We start from the raw sequence: 10,723 nt of genomic DNA, 5'->3' as shown, positions 1-10,723 counted from the left end.
CCGCCAGGTGCGCGACACCGAGTTCGCCGTCGTCCGCGCCGGCCTGAACTACAAGTTCGGCTCGTACTAAGCCGACACTTCGGGTCTCGAGACGGAGAAGCCCGGCCGCAAGGCCGGGCTTCTTTCGTTTGGGGCTTCACCCTGTGAGGCGCTCGCGCGGATGCGGGACTCCCGCCCGCGAAACGAAAAAGCCCGGCTTCGCGCCGGGCCCTTTGCATTTCAGGACCACGCCGCAGCCGCCGAGTCGGCGACCAGGCGAGCCAAGGGCTCAGGCGCTGGCCTGGATCCAGCGGGACAGATCGCCCTTCGGTGCTGCGCCGACCTTCTGGCTCGCGAGCTGGCCGCCCTTGAAGATCAGCAGTGTCGGGATCGAGCGGATGCCGTACTGGGCGGCGATTCCCGGGTTCTCGTCGACGTTGACCTTCGCGATCTTCACTTTGCCCTGGAGATCCGCCGAGATCTCCTCAAGGGCCGGGCCGATCTGGCGGCAGGGGCCGCACCACTCGGCCCAGAAATCCACTACGACCGGCTCCGCGGACTGGAGAACGTCCTGCTCGAAGCTCGCGTCGGTCACTTTCACCGTCGCCATGGGGAAACTTCCTTTCCGGTTCCGCGCCTGCGGACCCACCTCTTCGCCGTCATCGCGCCGCGAGACTGTGCGCTGTCGACCAGACTTGGCGATCGCGCGGGGAACGGTCAAGGCATCCCGCACCGTAAGCAGGGCTGACCTCCATCCGGAACGGGGATTGTCCACGGCCCCCACGCCAGCCCACGCCCAAGCGATCCGCACCGTCCCAACCCTCGTCAAAGCGTGTCCGTCGCCCCATGTCCCTCTCGTCCCTGCCCCGGCGGGCCGATCGGCCCGCCGACGGGGCTCGATCCGAAGCCGGTCCCGGGACCGGCATGGAGGAACATCCGACGTGAAGCGCACCCCGTATCGCCTGCTCGCCACCGCAGCCCTCCTCAGCCTCGGCACAGCCGTCCATGGGCAGGAGCCGGCAGGGACCGAACCCAGGCAGCCCCGGGTGGGCGGCGATGCCTTTGCGGCACCCACCAGCCCGGCGACCGGCAACAGCCCGGCGGAGACGGAAGCACCGAACGCGCCTTACAAACCCCTCCTGCCGAACCAGACCCGGGCCCCGAAGCCCGAGGTCGCCACCAAGGTGAAGACCGAGGTGGTGGCCAAGGGCCTCGACAGCCCCTGGGCGATGGAGTTCCTGCCGGACGGCCGGATGCTCGTGACCGAGAAGGCTGGCAAGCTGCGGATCGTCGCCAAGGACGGCACGCCCGGTCCGGCGATTCCGGGGGTGCCGAAGGTCGACGCGCGGGGTCAGGGCGGTCTGCTGGACGTCGCCCTCAGCCCGAGCTTCCCGGCCGACCGGCGGATCTATCTCAGCTATTCGGAGCCGCGCGAGAAGGGCAACGGCACCAGCGTGCTCCGCGCCAAGCTGATCGAGGAGAACGGCGTCGCCCGTCTCGACGAGGTCAAGGTGATCTTCCGGCAGATGCCGACCTATGACGGCGACAAGCATTTCGGCTCGCGCCTCGTGTTCGCGCCCGACGGCAAGCTGTTCGTCACGGTGGGCGAGCGCTCCGACAAGGCCACCCGTGTCCAGGCGCAGGATCTCACCAGCGGGCTCGGCAAGGTGTTCCGCATCGACACCGACGGGAATGCGCCCAAGGACAACCCGTTCTCGGGCGGCGAGAAGGCCAAGCCCGAGATCTGGTCCTATGGACACCGGAACGTCCAGGCGGCCGCCCTCGACCCGCAGGGCCGGCTCTGGACCGCCGAGCATGGCCCGAAGGGCGGCGACGAGCTCAACCGGCCTCGCCCGGGCGTGAATTACGGCTGGCCCGAGGTCACCTACGGCCTGGAATACAGCGGCGAGAAGATCGGCGAGGGCAGAACCCAGGCAGGCGGGACCGCGCAACCGGTCTATTACTGGGATCCGGTGATCGGGCCCTCGGGGATGGCCCTCTATACCGGTGACGCCTTCCCGGACTGGAAGGATGCCTTCCTCATCGGTGGCCTCGTCAGCGAGGGCCTCGTCGTGGTGAAGCTCGACGGCGACAAGGTCGTGACCGAAGAGCGTATTCCCCTGCAGGCCCGCATTCGGGATGTCCGGGTCGGCAGCGAGGGTGCGGTCTACGCCGTCACCGAGGGAGCGGACGGCAAGATCCTGAAGCTGACTCCCGGCAGCTGAGCCCCCATCTCAGCCCGGCGGCATGGCCGCCGGCCTCAAGGTGACGGGATCAGGCGGAACCGCACCCGCTCCAGGGTCCGCCCGAAAGCAGCGGACTCGTCCAGGGCGCGCGCCAGGACAAGCCCTCCTTGGATCGCCGCGATGGCCTCCTCGGCGAGGTCGGCCGCCGCCTCCGGGCCGCGTCCGCTCCGCCGCAACGCAGCGGCCAGGGCATCGCGCCAGGCCGCGAAGTATCCGGCGATGCGCGCGGCGAACCGATCACGTCCCCCCGTCAGGGCGAAGGCCCCGACGAGGCAGGCCCGGCCGCCGGAGCGAAAATAGGTGTCGGTTTCCGACAGCATCCGGGTGATCGCCGCACGCGGATCGGCCTCTTCGCGCAGCGGCGCGTAGATCCGGGTCTCGAACCATGCCTCGATCGCCGCGAGCACGGCCTCCGCCATCTCCGCCTTCCCCCCCGGGAAGGCGTGATAGAGGCTCCCCTTACCGAGACCGGTGCGTGCCCCGAGAAGCGCAAGGCTGGCGCCGTCGTAGCCGCGCTCCCGGAACACCTCGGCGAGGACCGGGATCGCGGCCGCCCGGGCACCCTCCCCCTGTCCCATGCCGAGATCCCTAGAGACCAAGCTCTGTCAGGCCCGGGTGATCCTCCGGACGCGGCGCGGAGCGGTCCCACCGGAACTTGCGCTCGGATTCGGGGATGGCGAGATCGTTGATGCTGGCATGACGGTCGCGCATCAGGCCGTTCGCGTCGAAGGCCCAGTTCTCGTTGCCGTAGGCGCGGAACCATTGCCCGGACGCATCGCGGAATTCGTAAGCGAACCGCACCGCGATCCGATCGCCGCCGTGAGCCCAGATTTCCTTAATCAGGCGATAATCCAGTTCGCGTGCCCACTTGCGCTGGAGAAAGGCGACGATGGCGGGGCGACCGGAAAAGAACTCCGCCCGGTTCCGCCAGCGGCTGTCCGGCGTGTAGGCGAGCGCGACCCTCTCGGGGTCGCAGCCGTTCCAGCCGTTCTCGGCGGCACGCACCTTCTGGATTGCGGTTTCCCGGGTGAAGGGCGGCAGCGGCGGACGCGCTTCGGACATGACGGCATCTCCCTCGTCCATGATCGACGCCTCGGCATCTGTACCGATCGGTACAAACGCCTGCACGAATCGTCAAGCGTGTCCGAGGATCGTGAGCCAGACGATAGTCGTGACGATCGCCAGCAGGGTCGAGAGCATCACGGCGGCGGCGACCACGCCGGTCTCGGTCTTATAGCGCGAGGCCAGCAGATAGGCGTTGATCCCCACGGGCATGGCCGCGAACAGGGTCGCCACGCCGGCATAGGCCGGCGGCATGGTGAAGACATGGAAGGCCAGCACCCAGACCGCGAGGGGATGAATTACGAGCTTCAGCCCGGTGATGACCATGGCGCTGGGCAGGTCGTGCAGGACCCGGTAGCGCACGAGCCCGGCTCCGAGGGCGATGAGCGCGCAGGTCGAGGCTGTCCGCGCCAGGGCGTCGACCAGGGACTTGACCATGCCGGTGGGGGCGAGCCCGAGCCCCTTGAGGGCGAGTCCGGCGATGAGCGCCAGGAAGATCGGATTGCGCAGGAGAACCAGGGCGAGACCGCGCAGGCGCCTCAGGATCGAGGCCTGCCCGTCCGCCTCGATCAGGAAGGTCGCGCAGCCCATCATGAGGGGCAGGTGCACTGCCAGCAGCATGAAGAGTGGGAAAGCCCCCTCCTCGCCATAGGCCTGGAGGATCATGGGCACGCCGATGAAGACGGTGTTCGACTGGCTGGAGGCGAAGCCGTGCAGGATCGCGCCGCGCCGCTCCACGCCCTTGCGGCGCAGGCTGAGGAGGGAGCCGACCAGCCAGGACAGCCCGGCGCCGCCGAAGTAGCTGACCCAGTAGGACGGCGTGATCTCGCCGGTCAGGCCCGGGCGCGTCAGCGTGGAGAGGATGAGGGCCGGAACAGCGATCGAAAAGACGTATTCCGACAGGCCGTCGCTGACCTTGTCGGACAGGAAGCCGGCCAGGGCCGCGATCCAGCCGATCAGGATCAGCCCGAAGATCGGGGCGACGAGCGACAGGATGGTCATCGAAGGCGAGCCGGTGCTCCAACGCGAACGGTCGCCGTACGCGCTGAGCGTGCGGCGACCGTTCGGGAACCTGGACGGAGGCGTTGTGGGGGACCGCCGGCGGTGCGAGCCGGAGTGATTCGATCCCGCCGAAGCCTCAGGCGGCGGCGGGGGCCTCGACTTCGGCGAGCTTCTTGTGCAGCTCGCGCTTGAGGAGGCGGGCCGTCTGCGACAGCTCGATCTCGCGGGCCTTGATCAGGAAGGCGTCGAGACCGCCACGGTGCTCGACCGAGCGCAGGGCGTGAGCGGTGACGCGCAGGCGCACCCGGCGCTTGAGCGCGTCCGACTGCAGCGTGACCTGGCACAGGTTCGGCAGGAACCGGCACTTGGTCTTGCGGTTCGAGTGGCTCACGAGGTGGCCGGTCTGCACGGCTTTGCCCGTGAGTTCGCAACGGCGCGACATTGTTCTATTTCCCGTCTCGTTCCGCATGTCCGACAGGCTGGCGGGAAACCAGAACCGCGTCGCGGCAAACGGCTTCTCGCACGCCAAGCCCGGTGGAGCGGCGTTCTCGTTGAAGGCGCGAGCCTATAGGGGACTGTGCCCCTTGGCGTCAAGGTCCGAGGCGATCTTTCGCGCCGTTCCGCGGACCGGCGGCCCGCGGCGTGCAAGCCTGGCTTTTCCGTGCCCAACGATGTGTTAACCATGAAGACGGACGATGCCGGCGAGATGTCTCCGGTCCGTTCGACCGGAGACCGACAGCCAACCCCGAGTCCCCAGCCATGTGCGGCACCCGCAAGCGCCCCGCCCCGCTCTCCCTCCTCGGCGCCAGCCTGCTGACGCTCGCGGCCCTGCTCGCCGCCCCGGCGGCGGAAGCCCGCGCCAAGGCCGGCCGGGCGGCCTCCAGGACGGCCGCCGCCGTCACCGTGGAGTACGACATCGCTCTGGCCGGCCTCACCATCGGGAACGCCCAGGTGGCCGGCGCCTTCGAGGGGTCCGGCTACCGGATGGACGTCTCGGCGCGCCTCACGGGCCTCGCCGGCGTGGTTACGGGCGGCATGGGCTCGGCCCGCGCCAGCGGCGCCATCGCGGCGGCGCCGCAGCCCAATACCTTCGCGATCGCCACCAAGACCACGAATTCCGGAATCGCCGTGCGCATGGCGCTCGCCCGTGGCACCGTCACCCAGGCGGAGATCACCCCGCCCCTCATCGACATGGGCGACCGGGTTCCGATCACCCCCGCCAACAAGCGCGGCGTCATCGATCCGGCGAGCGCCCTGATGATGCCCGTGCAGGGGCGCGCCGACCCGATGGACCCGGCTAACTGCAACCGGACCCTGCCGATCTTCGACGGTGCGACCCGGTTCGACGTCGTGCTGAGCTACGGCGAGACCCGCAGCGTGGCCAAGCCCGGCTACAGCGGTCCCGTCCTGGTCTGCAACGCGCGCTACACGCCCATCGCCGGCCACCGTCCGGATCGGCCGGGCGTGAAATTCATGGAGGACAACCGCGAGATGTCGGTCTGGCTCGCGCCGGTCGAGGGCACCCGCGTGCTCCTGCCCGTGCGCATCGCGGTCCGAACCACCGTCGGCACCAACATCATCGAGGCGACGCGCTGGACGCGGACCGGCGGACAGCAGGGCAGCACCACGGCGTCGGCGCCGGGCACTCCCGTCACGCAGGCCAGCCTGGCCCAGTGAGACGGTGCGCCGAATCGCGAATCGCCCGGCCCTGCGCGCTGGTCGCGCTGCTTGTCCTGACGGGCGGCGGGGCCTTGGCGCAGGCGAGCCTGTCCACGGGCCCGGATTGCGGCGGCGATGCCTATTCGTCGGCCCAGGTGATCGAGAACCGCCCGCCCCGGCGCGGCCCCCTCACGGCGGTGCCCGACACCCTCTGCCCCGATGTCGCACCGCAGGGGGGCCAGCCCCCCGTCGAGATCGGAATCTACCCGAGTCTCGGCACACCCGGCATGCCGCCACGGGATGGCAGGCGGGGCGATGGCGACCCATATGAGGCGCAGCCGCCACGGCAGCGCCGACCCTGACGGCGCCGCGGCGGTCTCCCCCGTTCCTGAGCCTGCCGGCCTCGCCGAAGGGACCGCCCCCACCTCATGATCCGCCCCTCCCTCTCCCCGCAGGCCCGCGCACGCGGCGTCACGGCGGTGCTCGGGCCGACCAATACCGGCAAGACCCATCTGGCCATCGAGCGCATGCTCGCCCATCCGACCGGCATGATCGGCCTGCCCCTCCGGCTGCTCGCGCGGGAGGTCTACCTGCGGGTCGTCGCCAAGGTGGGGGTCGACAAGGTCGCCCTCGTCACCGGCGAGGAGAAGATCAAGCCGGACCGACCGCGCTACTGGATCTCCACCATCGAGGCGATGCCGCGCGACCTCGACGTCGCCTTCGTGGCGATCGACGAGATCCAACTTGCCGCCGACATGGACCGGGGCCATGTCTTCACCGACCGCCTGCTGCACCAGCGCGGGCGGGAGGAGACCCTGCTCATCGGATCGTCGACGATGCTGCCGCTGGTGCAGTCGTTGATCCCCGGCGTCCACACGACGACGCGACCGCGCCTGTCGCAGCTCACCTTCGCGGGCGAGAAGAAGCTCGGCCGACTGCCCCGCCGCTCGGCCATCGTCGCCTTCTCGGCCGAGGAGGTCTACGCCATCGCGGAGCTGATCCGGCGCCAGCGCGGCGGCGCGGCGGTGGTGCTCGGCGCGCTCTCGCCGCGGACCCGCAACGCGCAGGTGGAGCTCTATCAGTCCGGCGACGTCGACTACCTCATCGCCACCGACGCGGTCGGCATGGGCCTCAACCTCGACGTGGACCACGTCGCGTTCGCGGCGAACTGGAAATACGATGGCACCCGCTTCCGCAAGCTGACCCCGCCCGAGATGGGACAGATCGCCGGCCGCGCCGGGCGCCACCTCTCGGACGGCACCTTCGGCTCGACCGGACGGTGTGCGCCCTTCGAGCCTGAGATGATCGAGGCGCTGGAGACTCACGACTTCGAGCCCCTGCGCGTCCTGCAATGGCGCAATCCCGACCTCGACTTCTCCTCCCTGAAGGCGCTGCAGGAAAGCCTGGACGAGCACCCGCGCGAGAAAGGTCTCACCCGCGCGCCCATGGGCGAGGACCAGTCGGCCCTCGAGATCCTGATGCGCGAGGACGACATCCGCGACCTCGCCAACAGCCCCGCCAACGTGCGCCGGCTCTGGGACGTCTGCGGCGTCCCAGACTACCGGAAGGTGCATCCGCAGACCCATGCCGACCTCGTCGCCCAACTGTTCCGCTTCCTCATGCGCGGCATGGCGGGGCGAATCCCCGACGACTGGTTCGCCAAGCACGTCGCCATGATCGACCGCACCGACGGCGACATCGACGCGCTGTCCCAGCGCATCGCGCAGGGGCGGACATGGACCTTCGTGGCGAACCGTCCGGATTGGCTCGTTGATCCAGTGCATTGGCAGGGCGAGACGCGTCGGGTAGAGGACAGGCTGTCTGACGCCCTGCACGAGCGCCTTGCGAGCCGTTTCGTCGATCGGCGCACCAGCGTCCTGATGCGGCGCCTGAGAGAGAATACGATGTTGGAAGCTGAGATCACCGCCGGCGGGGACGTCACCGTCGAGGGCCAGCATGTCGGCCATCTGCATGGCTTCCAGTTCGTTCCGGATCCCGGTGCGGAAGGACATGAGGCCAAGACTCTGCGCAGCGCGGCCGAGAAGGCGCTCGGCGGCGAGATCGAGGCCCGCGCCGAGCGGTTCTCGTCGGCCGCGGACGCCTCCCTCGTGCTGAGCCACGACGGCGTCATTCGCTGGACCGGCGATCCGGTGGCCAAGCTGACGCCGGGCGACAAGCTGTTCGAGCCGCATGTCCGCCTGCTCGCCGACGAGCAGCTGACCGGCCCGGCCCGCGACAAAGTCGAGGCCCGGCTCGTCGCCTGGCTCAAGGCCACCGTGGTGCGCCTCCTCGGCCCGCTGATGGAGATCGAGACCGCAGCGGACCTCACCGGTCTCGCCAAGGGCATCGGCTTCCAGGTGGTGGAGTCCCTGGGCGTGCTGGAGCGTGCCAAGGTGATGCAGGAAATGCGCACCCTCGACCAGGACGGACGCGGAGCCCTGCGCCGCCACGGCGTCCGCTTCGGCGCCTACCACATCTTCCTGCCGGCCCTGCTGAAGCCGGCGCCCCGGACCCTGGCGGCCCAGCTCTGGGCCCTGAAGAACGGCGGCCTCGACCAGCGCGGCCTCGACGAGATCGCCCATCTGGCAAGCTCCGGCCGGACTTCGATCAAGGTCGATCCCGAGATCGCCAAGGGCCTGTACCGCGCAGCCGGCTTCCGGGTCTGCGGCGAGCGCGCCGTGCGCGTGGACATCCTCGAGCGCCTCGCCGACCTGATCCGGCCGGCCATCGCCTACCGCCCCGGCACAACGCCGGGCGACGCCCCGATGGGCGCAGCCGACGGCGACGCCTTCGTGGCGACGGTGGGCATGACCTCCCTGGTCGGCTGCTCCGGCGAGGATTTCGCCTCGATCCTCAAATCCCTCGGCTACGCACCCGAGACCCGTCCAGGCCCGGCGATCACCGTGCCGCTGCTCCCGGCGGCGGCGACCCAGCCCATCGTTCCTTCCGCCGCGACCGCCAGCACCGACCCTATCGGCCCCGAGACGGCAGCCGACGAGAATGCTCCGGCCGAGGCCGCGGGCGAGATGGCGCCCGAGAGTGGGACCGACACGACTCCGGCCGGCGAGAGCGCGGCATCGGCCGAGATTGCCGAGCCCGAGATCGCCCCCGGCTCGACCGAGGATTCCGTTGTCGCCGACGCTCCCGAAGAGGCCGCCGTGGCCAGCCCGGCCCAGGAGACCTCGTCTCAGGACAGCCCGCCGCGGGACGATGCGGCCGACGCGTCCGCCGAATCTGCCGAATCTGCCGAAGAGGCTGCGCCACAACCCGTCGCCGACGCCGCGGCTGTCGCCGAGGCGACGGAACATCCGCTGGAGAACGCCGACTTCGCCCAGCTTGAGGACGCCTCCGCGGAGGCTCGGGCCGAGACGGCTGACGGCGAGACGCCGTCCGACGTTTCCGCGGCCGAGATCGCGACCGTCGAAGTCTGGCGGCTTCAGCGTCACCAGCGCCATGCCAACCCGCGTCAGAATCGTCCGCGTGGCCAGAGCCGCGACGGCGGCGCCCCGAACCGCGCCGCGGGCGAAGCGCGCCCCGACCATCGCCGTCCGGGCGGTGGAAGTGGCGAGGGCCGCGACCGTCCGCGCAGTGGCGCGCCTGGGGATCGGCCTGAGGGGGGACGCCGCGGCGGCCCCGGCGAGGGGCGTCCGGATGGGGGGCGGCCGCAGCGCCGCGAGCGCTTCGAGCCGGGCCGCACGCGACCCGAGCGTCGTGACGAACCACGGGCGGCGCCCCGCGACGAGCCGCGTCCGCAGCGGCGCGAGCGGGCTCCGGATCCGGATTCGCCGTTCGCCAAGCTCGCCGCCCTGAAGGCGCAGCTTGAGGCTGGGACCGACCGCAAGCGTTGAGGTGGAATGAAGCCGGGACGTCAGCGGCTCGACAAATGGCTGTGGTTCGCGCGCTTCGCGCGAACCCGATCGCTCGCGGCACGCCTCGTCACCGATGGCTATGTCCGGGTGAATGGAAAGCGGGTCGATGCGTCCGCCAGCGCCGTCGCCCTCGGCGATGTGGTGACGGTCGCCGCGGCGCACGCCACGGTGATCGCCCGGATCCTGGATCTCGGCGAGCGGCGCGGCCCGGCGCCGGAGGCCCAGCAACTCTATAGGATCGTGGGGAGCGACCTCGAATAGGCCGCCCGCCCGTGTCGCCCGCGCGACACCGGAGACACGGTGGTGCAGCAGGCCCGCCGACGCGCTTGTCAGCCCCTCGGACAGGGTCTAGAGCCAGCGCGACTCCATCTTGCCCATGCGACCCCGCATCACCGCCACCCCGCATTAAGGCATCCGTGCAACGATCTGCGCGAGCGACCATGCATCGGCATCGGGACGCTCCCGGCGATGCCCGGATCAAGGACTGAAGGCCCCATGACCTACGTCGTCACCGACAACTGCATCAAGTGCAAGTACATGGACTGCGTCGAGGTCTGTCCGGTGGACTGCTTCTACGAAGGCGAGAACATGCTCGTCATCCACCCCGACGAGTGCATCGATTGCGGCGTCTGCGAACCGGAATGCCCCGCTGAGGCGATCAAGCCCGACACCGAGCCGAAGCTCGAGACCTGGCTGAAGGTGAACGCGGACTACGCGCGGACCTGGCCGAACATCACACAGAAGAAGGACGCTCCGGCGGACGCCAAGACCTGGGACGGCGTTGCCGGCAAGTTCGAGGCGCATTTCTCGGCCAATCCCGGCACCGGCGACTGATCGCCGCGCGGGGGTTCGGTGCGGTTCGTCATGGACGACGCGCACCTTACGGAGCGTTCACGAAGAGGCTGT

The 10,723-nt window shown here is 70.0% G+C and carries 11 protein-coding genes; 6 read left to right on the top strand and 5 right to left on the bottom strand.

Annotated elements, in window-relative coordinates; genetic code table 11:
• Positions 1 to 268 precede the first annotated feature (268 nt).
• Complete coding sequence (trxA, locus tag ASF20_RS22930) at positions 269 to 589, bottom strand: thioredoxin (RefSeq protein ID WP_056278427.1); 321 nt, start codon at positions 587 to 589, stop codon at positions 269 to 271.
• 436 nt (positions 590 to 1,025) lie between these two features.
• On the opposite strand from trxA, the gene ASF20_RS22925 reads away from it, so the two are divergent.
• Positions 1,026 to 2,204, top strand: coding sequence for a PQQ-dependent sugar dehydrogenase (locus ASF20_RS22925; RefSeq protein WP_244476535.1), 1,179 nt, complete (start codon positions 1,026 to 1,028; stop codon positions 2,202 to 2,204).
• A 35-nt stretch (positions 2,205 to 2,239) separates the two neighbouring features.
• Here ASF20_RS22925 and ASF20_RS22920 read toward each other — a convergent pair whose 3' ends face one another.
• From ASF20_RS22920 to rpmB, 4 genes are all read right to left on the bottom strand, one after another.
• Positions 2,240 to 2,803 carry a TetR/AcrR family transcriptional regulator gene (locus ASF20_RS22920; RefSeq protein WP_056278420.1) on the bottom strand — a complete coding sequence of 188 codons (564 nt, stop codon included), beginning with the start codon at positions 2,801 to 2,803 and terminating at the stop codon, positions 2,240 to 2,242.
• 10 nt (positions 2,804 to 2,813) lie between these two features.
• Positions 2,814 to 3,287, bottom strand: a complete 474-nt coding sequence (locus ASF20_RS22915) for a nuclear transport factor 2 family protein (protein WP_056212347.1) — start codon at positions 3,285 to 3,287, stop codon at positions 2,814 to 2,816.
• A 72-nt stretch (positions 3,288 to 3,359) separates the two neighbouring features.
• A complete protein-coding gene (locus ASF20_RS22910) occupies positions 3,360 to 4,289 on the bottom strand; it encodes an AEC family transporter (RefSeq protein WP_056278418.1) in 930 nt (309 codons plus the stop codon).
• A gap of 136 nt (positions 4,290 to 4,425) precedes the next feature.
• Positions 4,426 to 4,731 (bottom strand): 50S ribosomal protein L28, encoded by a 306-nt coding sequence (gene rpmB, locus ASF20_RS22905; protein ID WP_056278414.1) that lies wholly within the window; start codon positions 4,729 to 4,731, stop codon positions 4,426 to 4,428.
• Between the two features lie 317 nt (positions 4,732 to 5,048).
• Here rpmB and ASF20_RS22900 point away from each other — a divergent pair, with 317 nt between their 5' ends.
• From ASF20_RS22900 to fdxA, 5 genes are all read left to right on the top strand, one after another.
• The gene (locus ASF20_RS22900; protein WP_056278411.1) at positions 5,049 to 5,966 is read left to right on the top strand and encodes a DUF3108 domain-containing protein; all 918 of its coding nucleotides are present in this window, start codon (positions 5,049 to 5,051) and stop codon (positions 5,964 to 5,966) included.
• A 47-nt stretch (positions 5,967 to 6,013) separates the two neighbouring features.
• Complete coding sequence (locus ASF20_RS25190; protein WP_244476534.1) at positions 6,014 to 6,310, top strand: hypothetical protein; 297 nt, start codon at positions 6,014 to 6,016, stop codon at positions 6,308 to 6,310.
• A gap of 66 nt (positions 6,311 to 6,376) precedes the next feature.
• Positions 6,377 to 9,796: a helicase-related protein gene (locus tag ASF20_RS22895; protein WP_056278409.1), complete on the top strand. Its 3,420-nt coding sequence runs from the start codon at positions 6,377 to 6,379 to the stop codon at positions 9,794 to 9,796.
• A gap of 6 nt (positions 9,797 to 9,802) precedes the next feature.
• On the top strand, positions 9,803 to 10,078 hold the full coding sequence (locus ASF20_RS22890) for an RNA-binding S4 domain-containing protein (RefSeq protein WP_056278405.1): 276 nt from the start codon (positions 9,803 to 9,805) through the stop codon (positions 10,076 to 10,078).
• A 234-nt stretch (positions 10,079 to 10,312) separates the two neighbouring features.
• On the top strand, positions 10,313 to 10,651 hold the full coding sequence (gene fdxA, locus ASF20_RS22885; protein ID WP_056212150.1) for a ferredoxin FdxA: 339 nt from the start codon (positions 10,313 to 10,315) through the stop codon (positions 10,649 to 10,651).
• The last annotated feature ends 72 nt before the right edge of the window (positions 10,652 to 10,723 follow it).

It is taken from the genome of Methylobacterium sp. Leaf88 (genome assembly GCF_001422795.1).
Taxonomy (GTDB): domain Bacteria; phylum Pseudomonadota; class Alphaproteobacteria; order Rhizobiales; family Beijerinckiaceae; genus Methylobacterium.
Note: the sequence above shows the minus strand (reverse complement) of the source record. Positions and strands in the feature narration are given on the sequence as shown.

What these genes read in the sequence shown, in the direction of transcription:
- trxA (WP_056278427.1), bottom strand. Translation starts at nt 589, where the DNA reads ATGGCGACGGTGAAAGTGACCGACGCGAGCTTCGAGCAGGACGTTCTC.
- ASF20_RS22920 (WP_056278420.1), bottom strand. Translation starts at nt 2,803, where the DNA reads ATGGGACAGGGGGAGGGTGCCCGGGCGGCCGCGATCCCGGTCCTCGCC.
- ASF20_RS22915 (WP_056212347.1), bottom strand. Translation starts at nt 3,287, where the DNA reads ATGTCCGAAGCGCGTCCGCCGCTGCCGCCCTTCACCCGGGAAACCGCA.
- ASF20_RS22910 (WP_056278418.1), bottom strand. Translation starts at nt 4,289, where the DNA reads ATGACCATCCTGTCGCTCGTCGCCCCGATCTTCGGGCTGATCCTGATC.
- rpmB (WP_056278414.1), bottom strand. Translation starts at nt 4,731, where the DNA reads ATGTCGCGCCGTTGCGAACTCACGGGCAAAGCCGTGCAGACCGGCCAC.
- ASF20_RS22900 (WP_056278411.1), top strand. Translation starts at nt 5,049, where the DNA reads ATGTGCGGCACCCGCAAGCGCCCCGCCCCGCTCTCCCTCCTCGGCGCC.
- ASF20_RS22895 (WP_056278409.1), top strand. Translation starts at nt 6,377, where the DNA reads ATGATCCGCCCCTCCCTCTCCCCGCAGGCCCGCGCACGCGGCGTCACG.
- ASF20_RS22890 (WP_056278405.1), top strand. Translation starts at nt 9,803, where the DNA reads ATGAAGCCGGGACGTCAGCGGCTCGACAAATGGCTGTGGTTCGCGCGC.
- fdxA (WP_056212150.1), top strand. Translation starts at nt 10,313, where the DNA reads ATGACCTACGTCGTCACCGACAACTGCATCAAGTGCAAGTACATGGAC.